The organism is Nitrosococcus oceani ATCC 19707, assembly GCF_000012805.1.
Classification (GTDB): Bacteria; Pseudomonadota; Gammaproteobacteria; order Nitrosococcales; family Nitrosococcaceae; genus Nitrosococcus; species Nitrosococcus oceani.
Genome location: NC_007484.1, coordinates 595,901 through 617,363, shown reverse-complemented (window position 1 = coordinate 617,363; position 21,463 = coordinate 595,901). Strand labels below are relative to the sequence as shown.

21 protein-coding genes are annotated in these 21,463 nt (G+C 49.8%); 3 read left to right on the top strand and 18 right to left on the bottom strand.

The features are described from left to right. Positions 1–9 precede the first annotated feature (9 nt). The 15 genes from NOC_RS03140 to speE form a co-directional block, all read right to left on the bottom strand. Positions 10–288 carry a type II toxin-antitoxin system RelE/ParE family toxin gene (locus tag NOC_RS03140; protein WP_011330394.1) on the bottom strand — a complete coding sequence of 93 codons (279 nt, stop codon included), beginning with the start codon at positions 286–288 and terminating at the stop codon, positions 10–12. A 157-nt stretch (positions 289–445) separates the two neighbouring features. Beyond that, entirely contained in the window at positions 446–799 is a 354-nt protein-coding gene (locus NOC_RS03135; protein ID WP_011330393.1) for an addiction module antidote protein, read from the bottom strand. 9 nt (positions 800–808) lie between these two features. After that, the gene (locus NOC_RS03130) at positions 809–1,054 is read right to left on the bottom strand and encodes a type II toxin-antitoxin system RelE/ParE family toxin (protein ID WP_425311383.1); all 246 of its coding nucleotides are present in this window, start codon (positions 1,052–1,054) and stop codon (positions 809–811) included. A gap of 176 nt (positions 1,055–1,230) precedes the next feature. After that, a complete protein-coding gene (locus NOC_RS03125) occupies positions 1,231–1,755 on the bottom strand; it encodes a hypothetical protein (RefSeq protein ID WP_002812949.1) in 525 nt (174 codons plus the stop codon). A gap of 232 nt (positions 1,756–1,987) precedes the next feature. After that, positions 1,988–2,452 carry a VOC family protein gene (locus tag NOC_RS03120; protein WP_002812772.1) on the bottom strand — a complete coding sequence of 155 codons (465 nt, stop codon included), beginning with the start codon at positions 2,450–2,452 and terminating at the stop codon, positions 1,988–1,990. Between the two features lie 104 nt (positions 2,453–2,556). Next, the gene (locus NOC_RS03115; RefSeq protein ID WP_244860016.1) at positions 2,557–3,459 is read right to left on the bottom strand and encodes a hypothetical protein; all 903 of its coding nucleotides are present in this window, start codon (positions 3,457–3,459) and stop codon (positions 2,557–2,559) included. Between the two features lie 153 nt (positions 3,460–3,612). After that, positions 3,613–5,127: a DUF262 domain-containing protein gene (locus NOC_RS03110; protein ID WP_002814296.1), complete on the bottom strand. Its 1,515-nt coding sequence runs from the start codon at positions 5,125–5,127 to the stop codon at positions 3,613–3,615. A 158-nt stretch (positions 5,128–5,285) separates the two neighbouring features. After that, positions 5,286–5,486 carry a hypothetical protein gene (locus tag NOC_RS03105; RefSeq protein WP_002812705.1) on the bottom strand — a complete coding sequence of 67 codons (201 nt, stop codon included), beginning with the start codon at positions 5,484–5,486 and terminating at the stop codon, positions 5,286–5,288. A gap of 349 nt (positions 5,487–5,835) precedes the next feature. Next, positions 5,836–7,257 (bottom strand): hypothetical protein, encoded by a 1,422-nt coding sequence (locus NOC_RS03100; RefSeq protein WP_011330390.1) that lies wholly within the window; start codon positions 7,255–7,257, stop codon positions 5,836–5,838. 159 nt (positions 7,258–7,416) lie between these two features. After that, positions 7,417–7,863 carry a GIY-YIG nuclease family protein gene (locus tag NOC_RS03095; RefSeq protein WP_036497925.1) on the bottom strand — a complete coding sequence of 149 codons (447 nt, stop codon included), beginning with the start codon at positions 7,861–7,863 and terminating at the stop codon, positions 7,417–7,419. A gap of 581 nt (positions 7,864–8,444) precedes the next feature. Further along, positions 8,445–9,653 carry an O-antigen ligase family protein gene (locus NOC_RS03090; RefSeq protein ID WP_002812361.1) on the bottom strand — a complete coding sequence of 403 codons (1,209 nt, stop codon included), beginning with the start codon at positions 9,651–9,653 and terminating at the stop codon, positions 8,445–8,447. Continuing rightward, entirely contained in the window at positions 9,637–10,641 is a 1,005-nt protein-coding gene (locus tag NOC_RS03085; protein ID WP_244860015.1) for a glycosyltransferase family 9 protein, read from the bottom strand. Before NOC_RS03085 ends, NOC_RS03090 begins: the two co-directional genes overlap by 17 nt. Positions 10,642–10,714: 73 nt before the next feature. Further along, positions 10,715–11,839 carry a glycosyltransferase family 4 protein gene (locus NOC_RS03080; protein ID WP_002812823.1) on the bottom strand — a complete coding sequence of 375 codons (1,125 nt, stop codon included), beginning with the start codon at positions 11,837–11,839 and terminating at the stop codon, positions 10,715–10,717. Next, complete coding sequence (locus tag NOC_RS03075) at positions 11,821–12,750, bottom strand: mitochondrial fission ELM1 family protein (RefSeq protein ID WP_002812817.1); 930 nt, start codon at positions 12,748–12,750, stop codon at positions 11,821–11,823. The genes NOC_RS03080 and NOC_RS03075 overlap by 19 nt, the downstream gene beginning before the upstream one ends. 92 nt (positions 12,751–12,842) lie before the next feature. Continuing rightward, positions 12,843–13,697 carry a polyamine aminopropyltransferase gene (gene speE / locus NOC_RS03070; RefSeq protein ID WP_002813532.1) on the bottom strand — a complete coding sequence of 285 codons (855 nt, stop codon included), beginning with the start codon at positions 13,695–13,697 and terminating at the stop codon, positions 12,843–12,845. A gap of 211 nt (positions 13,698–13,908) precedes the next feature. Here speE and speA point away from each other — a divergent pair, with 211 nt between their 5' ends. Further along, positions 13,909–15,798, top strand: coding sequence for a biosynthetic arginine decarboxylase (speA, locus tag NOC_RS03065; protein ID WP_002812161.1), 1,890 nt, complete (start codon positions 13,909–13,911; stop codon positions 15,796–15,798). Positions 15,799–15,818: 20 nt separating this feature from the next. Here the strand turns inward: speA and NOC_RS03060 are convergent, their stop codons facing one another. Further along, positions 15,819–16,172: a DUF2782 domain-containing protein gene (locus tag NOC_RS03060; RefSeq protein ID WP_011330389.1), complete on the bottom strand. Its 354-nt coding sequence runs from the start codon at positions 16,170–16,172 to the stop codon at positions 15,819–15,821. 23 nt (positions 16,173–16,195) lie between these two features. After that, positions 16,196–16,921, bottom strand: coding sequence for a TIGR00730 family Rossman fold protein (locus NOC_RS03055; protein WP_002812617.1), 726 nt, complete (start codon positions 16,919–16,921; stop codon positions 16,196–16,198). Between the two features lie 150 nt (positions 16,922–17,071). On the opposite strand from NOC_RS03055, the gene polA reads away from it, so the two are divergent. Then, on the top strand, positions 17,072–19,777 hold the full coding sequence (gene polA, locus NOC_RS03050; protein ID WP_197538941.1) for a DNA polymerase I: 2,706 nt from the start codon (positions 17,072–17,074) through the stop codon (positions 19,775–19,777). Positions 19,778–19,974: 197 nt separating this feature from the next. Here the strand turns inward: polA and yihA are convergent, their stop codons facing one another. Further along, complete coding sequence (gene yihA, locus NOC_RS03045; protein ID WP_002812173.1) at positions 19,975–20,577, bottom strand: ribosome biogenesis GTP-binding protein YihA/YsxC; 603 nt, start codon at positions 20,575–20,577, stop codon at positions 19,975–19,977. 222 nt (positions 20,578–20,799) lie between these two features. On the opposite strand from yihA, the gene NOC_RS03040 reads away from it, so the two are divergent. After that, complete coding sequence (locus NOC_RS03040) at positions 20,800–21,429, top strand: c-type cytochrome (protein ID WP_002812270.1); 630 nt, start codon at positions 20,800–20,802, stop codon at positions 21,427–21,429. Positions 21,430–21,463: the final 34 nt, after the last annotated feature.

Below are 21,463 nucleotides of genomic sequence, written 5' to 3'. Positions count from 1 at the left end.
GCCTCAACCTCAGTGGTAGTCTTCATAATCGACAACATAAGCATCGCCATCTTCAAACATGAAGGTAACGCGCCAATTTCCGCTGACCTGGACCGACCAGGTGCCTTTACGGTCTCCACTCAAAGGATGCAGCGCTAATCCCGGTAGATCCATATCCTCCGAACCATTCGCCGCGTGCAGACGTGCCAGTATCAAACGTAGCCGATCAGCGTGTTTGGCTTGGATACCGGCTTTGCTGCCGGATCGGAAGAAGCGCTCCAGGCCCTTGTGTCGGAATCCCTTGATCATGGACGAATCGTAACCTGATACGCCTCGGGTTACAAGCTCAATCGGGGAGTTGACGAGCGGGTTCTCCTGCATACATAGGCGCACGGCGTCTGATTATGCAGGGGGTTCTGCCAGTCGAACGGTTGTTAGCGATGCGCAGCGGCGCGAACGTCAAAACTCAGCCGCGCGAGGCACGAGCCTCGGCTGGAGCGCTTTGTTGGGCCGTTGAGTCAAATACGATAACTGCTTCAGCATGCAATTTTAAGCCTAAGGCTCGTATGACCTTGAGAATTGTGTCAAAGCCTGGGCTTCGTTCGCCAGAAAGTGCCTTGTAAAGACTTTCGCGGGACAGACCAGCATCACGTGCCACCTGAGACATACCCTTGGCGCGGGCAATATCGCCCAGAGCTTTGGCAACGAATGCAGCGTCCCCATCAGCCTCCTCAAGGCAAGCTTCTAGATAAGCAGCCATTTCCTCGGGCGTGCGAAGGTGCTCGGCGACATCGTAGGGGGTAGTCATAGTCTTGGTCATGGTACGTTCCTACAGGTTCCGAGCAAGGCGTAAGGCCGTCTTGATATCACTGGCCTGGGAACGTTTGTCGCCGCCAGCTAGTAAAATAATGACCTTTTTGCCTTGCTTTTTATAGTACACCCGATAGCCGGGTCCGTAATCGATCCGCAACTCTGAAACACCTTCACCCACGGGCTTAACATCCCCCGAATTTCCGGCTGCCAAGCGCTCCACCCGTACTAAAACGAGCTCGGGCTTGGATATCGCGTAAACCATCGAGCCACTTGGCATAGGCTTCGGTCTTGCGAATCTCAGGCATAATCAAACTGTAGCCTTCTGGCTACATACCGTCAATGCCTCATGATATGAAACCTGCGTAAAAGGCTCAACGCCCAAGCTCAGTTGCCGACCGAAGCGCGGCAGCGCTTTAGACGGTCAACTGCAGCGATTTGTTATACAGATGCAAGGACAGCATCGATTTGGTCCAGCATGCTTTGAACTTCTTCGCAAAATTCAACAGCGGGGATACCTTTTTCACGATATTCGCCGATGAGAAACTGCTGTTGTTGATCGTGCACAGGACCTTCCATTATCGGTAATGCCCGTAGGTGCGTATTTTGTTTCCGGATCTCGTATAGTTTTTTTGCCGTTTCAGCTTTTCCTGAAGTCTTAATAAAATCTGGGCGCTTTTTTTCCTGAAACACGCGAACGTACTCCCGAAGCACTGACAGTCCGGCCTCGTCTTTTACCGACTCGCCGTTTTCTGGATCGCAGGATGAGAAATAGAGCTCAAGCGCCTTGATCTCCAGATAGCTATAAGTCGCACCAAGATACGCGCTTAAATACCAACGGAAGAATTGACGTTCTGTTTGCGACTTCAATGCAGAAAGAAAAAACCGGCATTCATCGAGCTTATCGCTTCCAGGCGCTATGGCGGAGAGATCAAGGTCGCGGAGAATTTGCTCAAGATTTACCATATTCGATTACTCGTATAATCGGAGAGTTGACCGGCGGGTTCTCCTGGATAATAGATGTGCGGCATCTGATGATGCAGGAGGTTCTGCCAGTCGAACGGTTGTTCGCGACGCGTAGCGGCGCAGGCAACCGTAACGTCGCTTTTTAGCGGGCGCAGTTTTTTTTGCTCCGCTGCAAAAGCATGGTTATGTGAATATCATCGGTGTGGAATGGTCCGAAAACAACTTTTGTCGACTAAGAACCAAGGAGGCATTTTTCCACATTATTTTTGTCCTCATAATATCGTGCTTCGATTAGGTTTCCCTCCGGGTCTTGGAAATAGATGGATGTTCCTGTACCGTGCGCACCCCATCGTGGAACAGGTCCTTCTTGTATATTAATGTTATTGGCCTTAAGTCGCTCTAAAAGTTCCTGCCACGTCCCCTTACTCAAAGCAATACAGAAATGGTTCAAGTTCTCACTACTTTGCTCGTCCCGAGCGTCTTTCTGCCACATCTTTTTCGGGAACAGGTCGATGATCGTATTCGAGTTCAGTCGTATAGACGGGAATGGTACCTTCCCCGCGTCGTATTCCTCCAGGCGTTCGGGTGCAAACATGAGTATTTTTGAATAAAAGGCCATCATATTTTTGCTATCTTCCACATTCAAAACGATGTGATCCATAAAGCATTCCATATTCAATTCCTCCAAAATAGCCATAATGGGTCGGCGCGAAGCGCCGACCTATCGCCGCAAATCACCGACAGCAAAAAGCAGAGCGACGAAGGAGCGGCGTTTTTTGCTGTCCGAGTGCATTTGCCTTGTTAGCTTTTCTTGTGCTCATTAAGTCTTTCCAATAGCTCATTTCTTGTTGTTGAAACAACATCATCTTCATTAATAACAAAATCCATATTGCAGCTTGTAACGCCTGTAGAGTAAGACCAAGGTTTATCGAAATCAGCATCTTCCTCAGGACGCAGAAATTGGCATGTGCCTGCAGTTGCCCCATTGGCAATTTTCAATGCTGAAACGATATTGTTTATCGACATTGATACCAATTGAATAAGTAAGGCAACCTTTTCAATCTTCCAATTTATTGAGGTTCTTTTGGATCTAAGGCTTCTATTGCGCTTTGATGTCCCTACAGGTTCTATTTTAAAAAATGAAGAACCATGTTCGGATGAGCCTACCATTTTCATTTCTTCAGCGGGCGGGGCTACCCCATATTCATGCTCCAACCCTACTGCGAGAGAAAAACCCCCAGAACGAACCCTAAACCCATGTTTGATACTGTTATATTCGTCAACATGATTCGCATCAATTAAATCATGAGCTAATCTTTGCCATAGTGAGGCAAATAACTTTGTTGTTTGTGTGTTTCTATCACTATCGGGCTTGTAGCATTGGAATACTAATTTTGAAATAGACTCCCATGACACTTGTTTAACATTAAGCTTTGTAAACAGCGTATTGTGATAGCCACTAATATTTTTCACTAACTGCCGTAAGTCGTTGTTTGAGCATTTGGCTATCCATGCATATGCACAGTCTGGCGCCTGAATGTATGCGCCTAACAATAAAAACATAGTTTCCATTGCATGATGCAGAGTGGCCCTGAGTGCAATAGCCGCTCTTTTTTCGTCCTCAGAATCAAGGTATACATTAAGCAAATAATCAAAGTAATTTACGTCGATTCCATCAAGAAACTCACCGTTTCTTTCGGCCATATCAATTTCCCAAATACAGTATGGCTCTTTATTTACGACAAATATTGAATTCTGCACCATATTTCTCGTTCTGAAAGCTAACGACCAAGCTCACTGGCGGCTATGGAGCGCAGCGGAATAGCCCGTCCAGTGCAGCGTTTTGTTATGCTATTCTTAGCAAATGATCATGATTACACCAATGATCTTATTTTTCCGTTGTTGTATTATTTCTTTGCTCCATATTCCGTTTTTAGGAACAAGGCTCCTCACCTCTCTCTGCTGTTCATTATGGGTATATGTGGCTAATTTTTGGGAAAGCAGAATATTGCCAACCGCGCAATTATGCGACTTTGATAACAACAGGTAGTTGCCAAGAGTGTTTAGATATTGGTTCCTGAACTCATCGTCATAATCATCATAGCCATGGGGCTTACTTTCAGGTTCCGTCGTGGGGGCGATATGTTCCAGCTCAGGACTGATGATATTATCAAACCGGATTGGTGAATAACCGGCTTTACCCTGCTGCTCTAAATGAACCTCATATTTCCAGAGAAGGTATTTTGCGGTTGAATGATTGATTCCTCCTTGGATGGATTCTTTCAACCTGTCATTGTTCCAGTAGGCCCACCACCAATCATCTGTCGTCTTCATCCATTCAATATGGTCAATTACTGGGGAAATGTCTTTGTTGCTTTCGGTGAATTTCTCGAATACATCGTTGATTCTTGAAATAATATTTGCCCTTGTCCCGATTAAACGATGCCGAAGCACTAAAGATTCCAAAGACCAGCAAAGTTTGCCAATTTGATCAAGAGACAAGCCATATCTGTATGCCTTAATGACAAATGGAAGCGCAACAGCTATCCCGCCTAGTGATATTAGAGAATGAATCGCAAAGTTTTCTCTCTCATGCTTGCCAAAAAACTGTGACAGATGTTCAAAACTTGTCGAGAGCGACCTCGAGAACGACTTGATGAAATCAAGTGGATTTCCATCGGCCAACATCTTGTTGATTTTGTCTAAAGAGTTTGTTTCCCAGAGCGAGTTAAAGTGAACCCGCAAGGTGTATAGCAAAACATCATCTTCATTAATTCTGTATTCGATTGAAGAAATTGATTTGTAGATTTTTTCAAAACGCCCTTTGATTTCACCAATTAACGAATCAACTTCATCTTTGGCGCCCCCATGCAGGTGAGCATGATGCATGAATTGGGCTTTCACTATTTCAAGATTTGACGGTCGTTTTCCGCGACTATTTTGAAAGATAAACATCTGTATCGCCTCCGATTCATTTTGAACCGGGTGCGTGGTACAAGCTGCCCCAGCAACAATCAACAGCATTTTTGTTAGATACTCTTCTGGTTTATCAGAAAGATGATTTTTGAAAAAGTCGAATGCGCTGACGATTCGTCGTGACGATTCCGTTTCAAGGCCATTATGTTCAGACTTGCTTTGGTCTATTACATAGTCAATGAACAATTGATTATCGTAGTCAACAGTCCAAAAGCGTATTGCGCTTCGCCTCTTCACCATATCTTCATAGCATATTTCTTCTTCCTCCGATAAATCTCTTATTGATTTCAGCTGGGCAAACAGGACCGATAAGAAAATGACAATGGTTGTTAAGCGTTGCTGGCCGTCTATTACATTGAACTTTTGTGTTTTCTCCTCAAAAAGGAAATGGCCCAAAGTAATAGGGACTAGTTGCGTTACTTCTGCTGTATTTCTCTAAATCCGACACGAACACATCTGTTTGCGTGTTTCTGTCTGATTTCTCCATCGGCGTATCCCACGAATACGCACGCTGATATGCAGGTACGACAATTTTGTTGCCTGCCATCATCTTTCTAATAGTTGTTGAGGCTTCCATCTTTCATGGCTCTTTTTGATTCTGTGGCATAATCGGGGAGTTGACCGGCGGGTTCTCCTGGATAATGGATGTGCGGCATCTGATTATGCAGAAGGTTCTTCCCGTCGAACGGTTGTTCGCGAGGCGAAAGCGCGCCAGCGCTTTGGGCGGTCAACTGCAGCGTTTCGTTATGCTTCATCAGGCCAAGTTACTCTAATTCCAACCGAATCAGAGTCGGCTTTTTTGTATAAGATGCTTCCGCCGTCAAGGTGAACGATTAGCTCCAACCGTGTTAAAGCATCTCGGGCATCATTGCCTGAATAGATAAATACCTCCGCATATCCCTGGGGAGGTAGAAGTGCCGGTGGGAACGCTTGCCACTCGTCTGGAACCTCCACATCGCTATCAGCAAAGCCGGTTATTGCTTTTGGCGCGACGAACTCAATTTGCTCTTTATTCTCAACAAGCAGCTTTTATTTTTGGATAATCGTTTTGATCAAAATGCATATTGTTCCTTAGCCAATATTGCTGGCGTATAACGACCGAGATCAGGTGACGTTTGAGGCGTCGGCTATTTTTGCGCATGCAAAAATAGCCGACGCCTCAAACGCACCTGGAGCGATTTGTTGGGCACTGATTTCTCCAGCCTCTGGGCCTGTACTTTCTTCAGAGGATTCTTCTACTTGTACCGGCTTCTTGGGCTTGGGGGGAGGTGCCTGCCACGGAACAACATACTGCCCGACGGCTTCATAAAATCGCGTGACGCACGACACCAATTCCGGCACGAAATTACGCCGTTGCGTGAATTTTCCACCGAGGTCCGATACTGCCCGTATTTCAAAAGTGCGAGGGAGTTGACCTTTTCTATCCCCCACCAAAGCATCGACGTCTTCTCTAACTTTTACGAGTTCTGCACAAGTGTCCTGCGTGCGGCCTGGCCATTTGGCAACCAACATAATGCTGCCATCCTCAGTTTTGACGAGTTGGCGCAGCAGCCATGTAACCGTTGCAGGAGCCCTTTTCTTGTCCCTTGGCGCATCTACGGTCATAGAAACCGTAACAGAACGTCGGGTCAGGTCCGCTTCAACAGAAATTGGCGAAGCCGCATCGGGAATTTCCAATCGGCTTTTAAGTTCCCCCGAAGAAACAAACGAACTTTGCATGGACTCCGAACGGCCATTCGGATCTTTCCTCTCCTTCGCGCTTAGCACCGTCGTCACGTTTGTTTCCAAATTTCGACTCATCAGGAGAGCGGTACAACGCATCAGCTCGTCCCAGTCGCTTACGACAGCAGCCCCCATCGGGGATTTTTTGTCGAGTTTGGATTTAGCGAAATAGAGCTTGCAAGCTTCGACCCATTCCTTGCCCATTTGCTCGAATTCACTGACACCAGATGAATCGTGTTCGAGGTAGCGGACGTACTCCTCGAGCATGTAAGCCTGATCTGGATCAGAAACCGCGCTCTTTGAAAGCTGAATTTTTGCTTCTGTCTGAAGGAAAGACCACGACCAGTGAAACAGAGCCACCTTTTTCAACTTCTGCCGGTTGATGTCGCAGGGCGATTGAGTGGGCGTTGCAACAAACTGGTTGGAAATGGTCACAACGGCATCCACACCTTGGACTTTGGCGATGTCCAAGTAGCACTCAATTTGGTCGGCATCCAGATCAGCACCCTTGGCCTTCGCCTCCATTAACGCTCGCCATTCCCGCCGACCGTTATTTACGATAATCAGGGCATCCGGACGATCTTTGTTGTCGTTTTTGGAGGATTTAAACACCGGTTCAAGCCAAACGTGAGTTTTGGCGCGTTTGCCGGTTGGGGCACCCAAAGCCCCTAAAAGCGCCTCTGCGAATTCTTCAACAGCCATGAGCATGGCTGAGGTGACGCAGGTATTTCTGAGCTCGGGCTTTGTCGCTACAGGGATCAGGCGACCGAGCTCGCCGGATGACAAGTAGTCAGGTCTTTTCACAAGTGTCTCCCATTTCTCTCCGCGTCCAGAACGTAATTCACTTTACTCCGGATACTCAATTCCGTTGGCATTTGGCGCCTAACCGCCGAAGCTCACTTGCCGCTATGGAACGCAGCGGAATAGCGGTCAGGTGCAGTGATTTGTTATATGGTTGCACATTTAACGCTCGATTCCAGCCGAATTGTCGCTTGGCTGTAACTCACGGATTAGATACTCCTCAAGAGCGGGCGCTTCAAAGCGAGTTTCATCGGGAACTGCAACAACTAAAACGTAGCGGGGAGGACTTCTCCATTCGCCGTAGAAGCGGCACTCTCTATCAGCGCCGTAACCACAATATGATGAGATGCGCGCGCCCAAAGAATTCCTGAGTGAAGCCTTGCCGACATAAATCACTTCCGAGTCTTCATTCAGAAAAGCATATATTCCAGCACGAGCAGCATGGGGCCAAATTTCCGGCCATTGGGCATTACATTTCACAGGTGTTCGGTCGCGCTCAGGCGACATGTCGTACGGCTCTGCTACTTCAAGCGGATACATCGTAGAATTTCGATAATTTTGACTGTAATTCCTTATCGCCGAGAGCAAACCCTCTAAATCAGCTTTCATTTAATTCTCCAACTCCCCGATTCGCGCCGCGCAGTGGCGCGAACAACTTATTCTCAAGCATATACGCCCTGATAAGTTGATATTAGCTAGTAAATTAGGCATCTTTGCCATGATAACTTTATTTTTAGGTGAATTTGCTTTGATAACTTGATATCAACTTAAAATTCAGGCGAGTTTGCCTGCATATTCGTTAAAACATTACCTACCGAAATATCAAAAATGATAGGCTAGTTTTCATTAATTTCGTCTTTTTACCAGCAAACTTTAATCATCTGAAGCAGGAAGTCTATAAGAGAAAATTGAGAACGATACGGCTCGCGAATTTCTCAACCTAGGGCAATGGCAGTAGCGCACATTCAACGCGGAGGCTGGGTAGGTGGGAGGGCAGTTACGGTTTCTAAAAGCAGCAATTAAAACGGTAGCTCAATTTATTGAGGCATGCTTGCAAAAATAAAAAATCGTTGCCCCTGTCACCAAAACTTGATGGCGACGGCTTGCGCATTAATACAAAGCGCAGGTCGTTATAGAGAAAGGGCTGGGAATTCGTGAAAAGCTTTTTTATAATCGGAAAATGCTAGCGGTTATTGCTTCCCCAGCGTAAACAATGTCTTTTGTATTTTTCCATGGCAGTCCGTTAACGCGGCAAAAATTACCATCAGGTACACGCTGACCAAACTGGAAGCATAGGATGGCCCCAGCTGGGCAGCGGTAAGAATAGCCGCGCTAGCAGAGAGCAGCAACCCGATCTGCTGCCGGTTCTCAGCGGCTGATTTTCGCCAATCCCGCCACGCTCTGAATAGCATAAATAACAGCCATCCCGTCATTGCAGCCAGGCCAAGTAGACCCGTTTCATACCAAGCATCGATAAACAAATTATGAAAATGGCGGACTTGTCCCTGCTCGCCTATAGTCAATGCCTCCTCAGCATAACGGGCATTGCCCATTCCTGCCCCGGTTATCACTGATTCAGGCGGGTAAACAAACGCCTGACGCCAAAGCACCGTCCGCCCACTGCTGATCCGGTCCACAATCTCAGTCCATGTTTCTTTATCCTTCTCTGGAGACTCCACATGGATCACGGTCATCATGCCTATAAGTGCAACGGTCGCTAACATTGCTGGCAATAACAAACTCCTCAGGCGCCATCCCATTACTAGCGCTCCATAGCATACCAACGCAACCGTTAGTGCTAATAACGCTGCCCTGCCTTCGGACAGCACGGTATAAAATAATACGCTCGACAATAAAGCAACGCCCAGCAAAATGCGGTATTTTCTAAACTCTGCCTGCAACAGCCCATGGAGGAGAAAGGGCAGCAAAAATGGAAGATTATCTTCCTTAAGTTGCTGGGCAGGATCGAATTCTGCACTGCTCCACAACACATAGGCTAAATGCAAGTAAAGCACCACCAATAACCCTACCCCCGCCAGGGCAAAAGCTCGACAAAGATGCTCAAAGTTCTCTTGCCCTTGCTGCAAAGCCACCAGGGTGAAGACGAAACTCATGGAGTAGACTAGATATTTAAGCCATTTGTGCCATGCCCTTCCCAGATCCTCAGCTCCCGGAACGCTCATGAGAAAAGCCAACAGCAGGCCGATAAATAATCCTAATACGGGGCGTTCTATACTTTTTTGCTGGCCATATAAACTAAGCGTTCCCCATAAAACATAAAGTACGATCAAAATGCTAAATACTGCCCTTCCTAATACCTGAGCAATAGGCAACACGGTAGGCAATAACCACCCCCAAGAAAAAAAAGCGTGCTGTAACCGTCTATGCAAAACCACCATGCACTACTCCGCTGTTACGCAATTCAGCCGCCACATAGGCGGGGGTAATAGCTTCCATGCCGGTACCTCCTGGTGGAGGGACAAGGCAATGGATATAGCGGGAATGATGCAAGGGAGGCGAAGCCCCGAACAACCCCCAGGCGGGCGTCCCCACAGCTGCCGCCATATTCAATACCCCGGTATCATTACCTACATACAGGGTACACTTTGCCAGTAAGGCGGCTGTCTCCTCCAAGGGTAGGGTAAGCGCCTCTCCCGCAGGGATTCCCCATTGGCTCACCTGAGCGCTAATGCACTGTCCCATCCCTTGCTCCCCTGCGCCACCTATTACCAAAATAGAACCTCCGCCTTCGCCAAGATGCCGAGCCAACTGAATAAAATTCGCTTCGCCCCATTGTTTATAGGGCTCGCTGCTGCCAATACCCAGCGCAATCCACGGCTGTGGAAGCGTTTGGTAGCGGCTAGCCACTATCCGTTGCGCCAAGGAATCAATCACCAAGCGGGGCTCTTCCTCTATGGAGGGGATATGAGTGAGTTTCAGCAAGCGAGCCGCTAACTCTATAGGATGGCCGCGGGTTTGGGCCAGCGGCAACCTGGCTGAATGATTGAGAAAATATCTTTGCAGCCCGCGTCCATAGCCAATCCGTTCAGGGATTCCAGCCAGCCAACAGCTAAGAGCATAACGCGAGCTTCCATGTAATACCCATACTTGACGGAGATGCTGTCGTCGCAAAAGCTTTACCAAACGCCCCAGACCCAGCAAGCCATCATGCTGGCCGGGATTACGCTCCAGCCAGAGCACCTGCTGAATAGAGGGGTCTGCCTTAAGTAAGCGATCCGCCTGACTGCGAGGCTTGGTTAACACCGTCACGCAGCCCTCCAGTGAAGCCGCGGCAATAGCATGAAGGGCGGGCAGATGCCAAATCATATCGCCAATCCCAGGCAGCGGTTGGATGACCAAAATACCTTTACGGGGTGGGGATCGCATGGGCATTACCATCCTGTGACATCAAGAAGCTGTTGCCATCCCCTAGGGCAGTCCTTAGCCCAAGCGCAAAAGCCTAAAGGGTAAACCCGCATAGCGTACGATAACATTGTAGGGTTTGCGCTAACATACGCTGCAAAGTGTAGCACCGCTGCTTTGGCACCTTTGGCGGCGCTTTTATAAACTGGATAACCTGCTCGGATAAGATGCTTAGATTAGCTACGGGAACACGCCCCTCCGGAAATAACTGCCCTAGTACCTCTCCCACACCCCCATGATCGTAGCCAATGACAGGTACTCCCAGACTCAGGGCTTCAAGCACGGTGCGGCCAAAGGATTCGGGTTTTTTGGAAAGCGAGAGCACCAGATCCGAGATGGCATAAATTTCCCGTAAATCGCTGCGGTGGCCGGTGAAAGTCACCGCTCCTTGGAGCCCTTCGTGGCTAATTTGCCGCCTTATTTCATCTGCATAGCGCTGCCGCCGCGGGTCCTCGCCCCCGACGATTAAACCATGGACAGGACATCCCCTCTCCCGTAACCGTCCAATAAGTTCGATAAAATCCTGGTGCCCCTTAAGGCGGGTCAAACGGCCCGGCAAGGTGAGAATCTTTTTCCCCTGGAGCTGAGGATAATCTCTCTCCCAGCGGGCAAGCCATTCCCTGCTTGGTTGATACCCATAGGGATAAAGTTCGGGATCAACCCCCCAAGGGATCACTATTAACTGCTCCAGCCTGACTTCAGGATAATTTTCCAGCACATACTGGCGCGCGCGCTCGGATACGGTAATGACTTTTTCTCCCCAAGTCATGATACGGCTGTACCGATTCACCGAATAGAGGCCATGCACAGTAGTCACAAAGCGCGGCCGGATTGACTCAGGCATACTCCACCAGGCTAGCCAAGCCACCCAAGCAGGCACCCGGGAGTGAGCGTGGAGGATATCTACTTGCTGCTCGGAGAGAAAACGCCGCAACCGGAGGACTAAGCCTAAAGTCCAAGGAGATTTAGCACCGATAGGCCAAGTGTAATGCTCGCTCCCCCCTCCTTTGAGTGTTTCGGCCAGATAGCCGCCCGCTGAGATGATGATGGAACGATGCCCTCGCTGAACCAGCTCCGCGCCGATCTCCAAAACGCCCTGTTCCACGCCCCCTGACTCTAAAGCAGGCAAAACCTGTAATACGGTTAGGGGCCGCTGAACCATCGTTCCACAAGAATCTGGGCACAGCGATCAGCTTCATTAAATTGCTGCCGGGGCGGCGCTAACTTTTGGCCTTGGCGCCAAGCGGTAAAAGTCGTCACGATTCCCTTCTCGGCGAGGCTATCCAAGCCCCGTACTACCCGTCCCCAAGCTTTGCAAGGCACGTTAAGAACACCTACCGCCGCTCCACAGGTAAGCGCCTCATACACCATGGAAACACTGTCCTCCGACACCCATACCCGCCCCGCAAGGGACAATTGTTCCGTTACCCAGCCAGGCGGAGTCGTTTCCCCGGCAAACACTTGCAAATTCGGAAACTGCAAATTTCGGAGCGCCGTGAGCATGGATGGCGGCGTCCGCCGCGAGGTGCTCAACACCCACTGATACGTCTTCTTCTCTTGTTTCAGCAGACTTTGCACCTGCCATAAAATGCTTTGAGGGTCCCAATTATAATGGCGCGAAGGTCCCCCTAGGAGAATTAATCCTCGACTCGGCTCATGAATACCTTCTGAAGCTATCTTATTAAGCACTCCCCGGGTAAGCACCACATTGGCTTCGGCTTCTATCCCGTCATGCTCGGGAATTAAACATAGGTCATACCAGGAAAAAGGCAAGCTGGGGCGCATTAACACCACTGTCCGCCCACCACGAGCACGGCGCGCCGCAAGCAGCGGTATATGGGTCCCATGGCCCGCGCCGATGATGAGATGTGGATTTGGGAGATCCTTGGCGGGCGGGAAAATCTTCAAGGCCCACCACCCAATGGTTCCTGGCCCAGACGATACCGGTATTCCATGGGCCTGCAGGGGTACATAGCGAGCCAGGGCGTTCAACAGCCCTGAACTTTGATTTTCATGTCCGGGTTTACCGTCGGTCAGATACCAGGTAATAAAAGGCTCCGCCGAACTCTGCATACTTACCAATCGCAACCCTGTGCTAGGGGCATCCTATTGGCTTTCCTAGAGCCGTTTCTCCAAGGGGATAGTTGAGAGCTTATCCCAATCACCTATGATGACTCTTCTGTCTGGCGCAGAAATTCTGGAACAGCCAGGGAAGCCCGGTGGATATCCACATTATAATAACGGGTTGGAAAGATTTTGGCCGTGGCGTCCCGCTCCCGGAAGCAGGACAAAGTATGCCCCGCCAAAGTTGCGCTCCACCAGCCAGAAGGATAAACGCACTGGGGGTAAGTCAAGGTCCGTACCTGGGGAAAGCCCCCCTTCTTCATTTCCGCCCGCATCTTGTTGAGGAGGTCCAAATGGATTAGGGGAGATTCACTTTGATGCACCAGAATGCCCTTCTCCCCCAATAACCGTTGACAATCAGCATAAAATGAAGCCTGAAAAAGCCCCTCCGCAGAACCGATCGGATCGGTACTATCAATGATAATAACGTCGACGCTGTTGGCGGGCGCTTCGGCCACAAAGCGCAGTCCATCACCGAAGTGGAAATGGGCCCGGGGATCATCGTTACTTTGGCACAGTTCTGGAAAATATTTTTCCGCCAACCGGGTAACCCGTTCATCTATCTCCACCTGCTGGACTTTCTCAACTACGTCATGCTTAAGCACTTCCCGCAAGGTCCCGCAATCTCCCCCCCCGATGATGAGTACCCGTTGTGGATGAGGGTGGGTAAACAACACCGGGTGAGCCATCATTTCATGATAGAAAAAATTATCCCTTCCAGATAGCATAATAAAGCCGTCGATGACCATCAACCGGCCAAAAGTCTCGGTCTGATAAATTTCGATATACTGATAGGGAGTGGTCTCCGCATGAAGTTTTTCCCTGATGGCAAGAGAAAAAGCGAGGCCGCCCTCCTTGCAAACCTCAGTGAACCATCCCTTCGGATCTAGCTGCATGCTACCTCTCCAACCGACGCGCTCAACATACTTTTAACCGCTTGATAAAAGATAAAATCAAGGGATAATAGCCGCCTCATGTTACCCTGACAAGTACCCCTTCACCAGAAAATAAACGGGCTGAGCGTGGATTGGAGCACCGTAAAAGGTAGGCGCCTGGCAGAGAAACAAGCAATCATTTCCTAATCCTTTAAAATTAAAGAAGACTCCGATGCCAGCAAACTGGAATATCCAACGTTCGCAAGAACTCTACAATATCACCCAATGGAGCGAAGGTTATTTCGATATCAACGCCCAAGGCCATCTCATCGTTCGCCCTGAAGGCCCAACCAGCCAAACACCCATTGATCTCTACCAGGTAAGCCAGGCGCTCCTGGAAGCAGGACTTTCTTTACCCGTACTAGTACGTTTTTCCGGAATTCTTCACCATCGCGCTAAAAGCCTGCGAACTGCTTTTACCAAGGCCATGACCGCTACCCATTATCAAGGGTTCTTTAGTGCAGTCTATCCCATCAAGGTGAACCAGCAGCGGCAGGTCATTCAGGAAATTCTGGCCGCGGATTCTGAACACTTGGGGTTAGAAGCGGGAAGTAAGCCCGAATTATTGGCGGTCATGGCCTTATCCCGGCCTGGAGCCCTGGTGATTTGTAATGGCTACAAAGACCGTGAATATATCCGTCTGGCTTTGATGGGGCGGCAATTAGGATTACGGATTTATCTGGTGGTGGAAAAACCCTCTGAGCTGGAACATATTATCCACCAAGCCCAAGCTCTAAAGGTAGAGCCGCTGCTAGGGGTACGAGTCCGTCTTGCTTCTATTGGAAAAGGCAAATGGCAGAATACGGGGGGTGAGAAGGGTAAATTTGGCCTGTCTGCCGAACAAGTCCTCATGATGATCCAGCGGCTTCGCCAAATCGGCATGCTCCACTGCCTTACCCTGCTGCATTTTCACATGGGCTCCCAACTTCCCAATATCGCCGACATCCAGCGGGGCATCCGGGAAGCTGGGCGCTATTACGCCACCCTGCGGGAACTGGGTGTTCCTCTGCGCAGTGTCGATGTGGGCGGGGGGCTTGGCGTAGACTATGATGGCACCCACACCCGTGGTCTTTGCTCCACCAACTATACCCTCCCGGAATATGCCCATAAAATAGTTCACGGATTGTGGGAGATTTGCGAAGCCCACCAGCTACCCCACCCCGAGATTATTACCGAGGCAGGACGGGCTATGGTGGCTCACCATGCCATTCTTATCAGCAATATCATTGACATCCAACCGGCTCCTGGCAAGGAAGAACCCCCCGCCCCCGCCGCCGACGATCCGCCTATCACCCAGGGGTTATGGCAGAGCTATCAAAAGCTTACTCGGCGTTCGGCTATCGAAGCCTATCATGATGCCAGTCAGGGCATCGCTGATGCCCTGGATATGTTCAACTACGGGATTCTGAGTTTGCAACAACGGGCCCAAGCGGAGCAGCTTTATTTTTCCCTTTGCCGCCGGATTCGCTCGTTTCTCAACCCCCAGGTCCGCGCCCACCGAGAAATTTTGGACGAACTAGAGGGGAAGCTAACGGCAAAGGCTTTCTGCAACTTTTCCTTATTTCGCTCCTTGCCTGATGCCTGGGCTATTAATCAGATCTTTCCCATCATGCCCTTGCACCGCCTGGAACAGCCACCAACCGAACGGGTGTGGATAGAGGACCTGACCTGCGACTCCGATGGACGCATCGATCTTTACGTCGATGGGGAAGGCATTGAAACCAGCCTGCCTTTGCACCCTCTCATTCCCGGTGAATCCTATTTATTAGGTTTTTTTCTGGTGGGCGCCTATCAGGAAATCCTCGGTGATATTCATAACCTATTCGGCGCCACCGATTCCGTTCATGTGGAAGTCGATAGACAACAAGGGTTTCGGCTGCGCCATGCCCACAAAGGAGATACAGTGGAATCGGTCCTGCAGCAAGTGCGCTTTGATGCCGCCGAAATAAAGGAGCATTTACAGGCCAAACTCAGTCAGGCAGCCCTTGATGACCATCAACGCCGCCTCTATCTTCAGGAGCTAGAAGCAGGATTGAAAGGATACACTTACCTGGAAGACTAGCTATCCACTACAAGCACGTGTTACCAGCGAAAAATAACCCAGCTAGGAATCAGCATATCTGAGTTAACCGGCCCTTCAAAACGACTCTCAAAGTCGCCATTACCATCTGCATCCACAAGAAAATAGGGCGGACCAATACTAGGCGTTACCTTAATTTGATAAAGCTTTCCATTGAGGCGATACTCTTCGATTAATTTATCTCCTTGCTGAATAATCTTGATTTCAGGCTCCATGGTGTCAGGCTGCCCGGGCAAGGAAGGAAGATCGGGAAGAGGAATAAGATCCTCCGGCTCTTCCGAAAGAGTCGGCGCAGACGTCAGCAAGAGCCATAAAAAGTTTAGATATATTAGCACCCTAAGATAAAGTACAGACATGGGCTGTTCCCCGGAAAAGTTGCTTACAGGTTGAGCAGTCGCTCCCGCTCTTCCGCCGAAGGTTCAAAGCTACGGCTTTCGTAAAAACTAAAAATAGCATCCACGACCTCCTGAGGCTTGTCCAGGATTTTAAACAAATCTAGATCATGGCGATCTATCATTCCTTCCTCTACCAAGTATTCCTTAAACCAATCGATCAACCCCGCCCAAAAAGAGGACTGCACAAGAATAATTGGAATTCGCCGCGACTTACCAGTTTGCACTAACGTTAAAATTTCCGCTAACTCATCCAGCGTTCCAAACCCCCCGGGTAACACCACATAAGCAGAGGCATATTTGACAAACATCACTTTACGGGAGAAGAAATGGCGGAAGTTAACCGCAATATCCTGGTATTCATTAGCGCCCGGCTCTCGGGGCAAGCTAATATTGAGTCCTACACTGGGGGAGATGCCTGTAAAAGCCCCCTTATTAGCGGCTTCCATCAGGCCAGGACCACCACCACTGACGACACTAAACCCAGCATCGGACAGAGCCCGGGCAATCTTCTCAGTAAGCTGGTAGTAGGGATGTTCAGGCGCCATGCGGGCTGAGCCAAAAATACTGACCGAAGGGCGAATAGTGGCTAAACGTTCAAATCCCTCCACAAATTCCGCCATGATTTGGAAAACTTTCCATGACTCCCGAATAAGCAAAGAATCATTGATAGCCTTTCGTTCGGTGAAGGAGCGTTTATTTTGTTTGCTCATAACATATCCTAGTGGTACTAATTTTTGCCATCGCATTTCCTGCTTAGGTGAGATACCTTACGCCTAATAGCATACTACGCCCTGGCTTTATAATTCTCTTTGGCTGCGTTCTAACCACAAACTGTTATATCTTGATAGGTCTATATGAACATGGCGGAAAACCCGGTGCTTATTCTAATCGACGGCTCCTCCTATCTCTTTCGTGCTTTCCATGCACTGCCTTCTTTAACGACTTCTAAAGGTCAACCTACCGGGGCAATCTATGGGGTCATCAATATGCTGCGCAAGTTACTTGATGAGTATCAGCCCCAATACATAGCGGTAGTTTTTGATGCCAAGGGCAAAACATTTCGCCATGAACTCTTTGAGCAGTACAAAGACCATCGCCCTCCTATGCCAGAGGAACTTGCCTGTCAGATTCAGCCCCTCCACGATCTCATCCGAGCCCTTGGCTTGCCGCTGCTCTGTGTTAAAGGGGTTGAGGCTGACGATGTCATCGGCACCTTGGCCCGGCAAGCAACCGCGCAACGGCTGGAGACCCTCATTTCTAGCGGCGATAAGGACTTAGCCCAGCTAGTCAATCCCCATGTGAGCCTGGTCAACACCATGAATCTATCTAAATTGGACCCCGCTGGCGTAAAGGCCAAATTCAATGTTTCCCCGGAACAAATAGTCGATTACCTAGCACTGGTGGGCGATACGGTAGACAATATCCCCGGTATCCCTGGCATAGGTCCCAAAACAGCCGCCAAACTGCTCTGCCAATACCACAGCCTGGATCAAATCATGGCTTATGCCTCTGAAATTAAAGGCAAGATGGGGGAAAGTCTACGATCCCATCTCACACAACTTCCCTTGGCAAAGGAATTGGCCACCGTTCGCCAGGATCTGCTCCTAGATTTAGGCCCCAAAGACTTGCGGTGCGCGCCACCCAATATTCCCGCCCTGCGTGAATTGTACGCCGCCCTGGAATTCAAAAGCTGGCTCCGTGAACTCTTGGACAATGAGAACGCCCACTCCTCAATTTCTAATTCCTCAACGAACTCTGCTCCCGCCTATGAGACCGTGTTTTCCGAGGAAAGCTTTGAGAATTGGGTTGCCCGCCTGGAAAAGGCTGAATTATTTGCCTTCGATCTGGAAACCAATAACTTGGACTATATAGAAGCCGAAATCGTCGGTCTCTCTTTTGCCATCCAGCCCCATGAAGCTATGTATATTCCCCTCGGTCACGAGGATGCCACCGCCCCCCCCCAGCTACCCCGTGAACAGGTTTTAGCGCGGCTCAAGCCACTGCTAGAAGACCCTCGCCACGGCAAAGTAGGACAAAACCTTAAATTCGATTGTAATGTGCTCGCCAATTACGGTATCGAACTGCAAGGCATTCGTCACGACTCCATGCTGGAATCTTATGTGCTTGACAGTACCGCTACCCGGCACAATATGGATTCTTTAGCCCTAAAATACCTCCAACGAACTACTATTACCTATGAGATGGTAGCGGGCAAAGGGGCCAAGCAATTACCCTTCAACCAGGTTACCATTGAAAAGGCTGCCCCCTATGCGGCGGAAGATGCCGATATCAGTCTCCAGCTTCACCATTGTTTCTGGCCCCGCCTGCAACAAGAAGAGGGTCTTCGCCAGCTCTACCAAGAGCTGGAAATCCCCCTCATCCCCGTGCTTTCCCGTATGGAACGCAATGGAGTCCAGGTGAATACGGAGCAACTTAAAGCCCAAAGCGATGAATTGGCAGCGCGCTTGAAGAGACTCGAACAAGAAGCTTTTGAACTGGCTGGAGAGTCCTTTAATCTCGCTTCCCCCAAACAGATTCAGGCCATTCTCTACGAGAAGTTAAAACTGCCGGTAACCCGCAAAACCCCTACCGGCCAACCCTCGACAGCAGAAACGGTCCTGCAGGAACTGGCACTTGATTACCCCCTCCCCCAATTGCTCCTCGAATACCGTACCCTGAGCAAGCTCAAATCCACCTATACGGATCGCTTGCCGTTGCAGGTCAACTCCCATACTGGGCGAGTCCATACTTCCTATCATCAAGCCGTTACTGCCACTGGACGCCTTTCTTCTTCCGATCCTAACTTGCAAAACATTCCTATCCGCAGTACTGAGGGCCGGCGAATTCGCCAAGCATTTATCGCCCCACCCGGTTACCGTTTGGTAGCCGCCGATTACTCTCAGATCGAATTGCGCATCATGGCCCATCTCTCGGAAGATGAAGGACTGCTGGCTGCTTTCGAAGCGGAAGAAGATATCCACCAGCGAACAGCCACCGAAATTTTCCGCACGCCCCTGGAGGATGTGACTCCTGAACAACGGCGCAGCGCTAAGGCCATCAATTTTGGCCTCATCTATGGTATGTCCGCCCATGGGCTTGGCCGGCAACTGGGAATCAACCGTACCGCCGCACAGCACTATATAGAACGCTACTTTCAACGCTACCCTGGCGTTAAAGCCTATATGGAGAATATCTGCCAGCAAGCCCGCCAGAAAGGTTATGTGGAAACTCTCTTTGGCCGACGGCTTTATCTGCCTGAAATCCACTCCCGGCAAACCCAACGCCGCAATCAGGCCGAACGCACTGCCATTAATGCCCCCATGCAGGGCAGCGCAGCGGATATCATCAAGCGGGCAATGATCCACGCTGACCGCTGGTTGCAGGAACAAAAAGCTAACGCCCGAATGATCATGCAAGTTCACGATGAGCTGGTGTTTGAGGTGGCAGAAGATAAGCTGGAGGCTACAATTAGGGCAATCCGGGAGAACATGGCCGCAGCCGCCCAGCTCAAGGTACCGTTAATCGTGGAGATAGGCAGTGGCACTAACTGGGACGAAGCCCACTGAGCAAAAAACGTGGATTGAAAAATTTATCGAACTTTCTATTCAGTGAATTGTCACTATTTGTATGAGCGCGAACTTTCTTATTGCGCTCTCCCGCCCGCCTCCCTGGGCGGGGATGTCCTCTGGTCCGCAGCCCCCTAAGCCGGACCAGGGATTGCCCCGGTTATCCCCTTGAACCGGGGCTTTTTTATGGCCGCAGCTTATCCCCCAATCCCAAGCCATTCGTCAAGCTGGGCTTGTATAGCCTCAATCCCTGTATGATTGACAGCTGAAAACAGTTGCACCCGCGCCATGGGAAAAACTTCCTGCAAGTGCGTGGTTGCTTTTTGGAGAGCTTGATTTGCAGCCCCCCTCTTTAACTTATCACTCTTAGTCAACAATATGCGGACTGGCAAACCCCTGGAGCGGCACCATTCCAACATCTGGAGATCGAAGGGCTGGTAGAGACGCCGAATATCCACAACCAGCACGATCCCGCATAAGGCGCGGCGCTGTTCCAAGTACGCGCTTAAAGTCTGCTGCCACTGCCGTTTTACCGCCTCTGGCACCTTGGCATACCCATAACCGGGGAGGTCTACTAAATAGCGGCGAGCATCCAGCTGGAAAAAGTTGATCATCTGGGTGCGCCCCGGCGTCTTGCTAGTTCGCGCTAATCCTCCGATACCGGTAATAGCATTAATGGCGCTTGATTTTCCTACGTTAGAGCGCCCCGCAAACGCCACCTCCATCCCTTCATCTGGAGGTAATTGGGATAAAGTATAAGCGCTCCCTTGATAATGGGCCTTACGATAGAGGGAATTCATAAAAATTGCGGCCTTCCTCCGCCTCCGTTAGCTGACGGAACAGTTACCGCCTTTTTATTCCTCAAAAAATGCCTGCACTCTAAAAACACATAGTCATCGCCTTGGAGGCACTGGAGCAGGCTAGAAAAATGTCTCTAAGCAGTGTAGCATGCACATCCAACTTTATAAGGTGCCTTGGCGTGACCATCATTACAAATATTACCAAGAACTGAGGATCTGTTAATGACATCAAAACGTTTCGCAGTCGCCGTTGCCTGTCTCCTGTTTGCCTCTTCCTCCAGCGCCGCCACGGTAACGGGCGATCCGGAAGCTGGCGCGGATACAGCCACGGGCACCCCTTGCCAAAGCTGCCATGGCTCTGACGGTAACAGCCCCAGTGCCGAATGGCCTAAGTTAGCGGGCCAAAACGTCAACTATCTTAAAAAACAATTGCAGGATTATAAATCCGGCGCCCGGATGAATGCGATTATGTCATCAATGGCGGCCAATCTTAGTGATAAAGATATCGCCAATCTTGCGGTCTATTATTCCAACCAGACGATTACCGAAGGCAACACGCCAGAGCAATACCTTGAGCTAGGACAAAAAGTCTACCGACAAGGCAATAAAGAAAGCGGTGTTCCCGCTTGTATAGCCTGCCATGGTCCTGCGGGGCAAGGCAATCCCGCGGCCAGTTGGCCTCGTCTTTCAGACCAACATGCAGCCTATGTGGAAAATCAGCTCAAAAGCTATCGCGACGGTGATCGTAGCAACGGTCCCAATCAGATGATGCAAGGAGTTGCAAAAAAAATGACCGATGAAGAAATCACCGCAGTGTCCCACTATGTTTCAGGCCTGCAGGCGGCCCATTAGTGTTGGGATTTTTTTCCACTGTTAGGGGACTTAT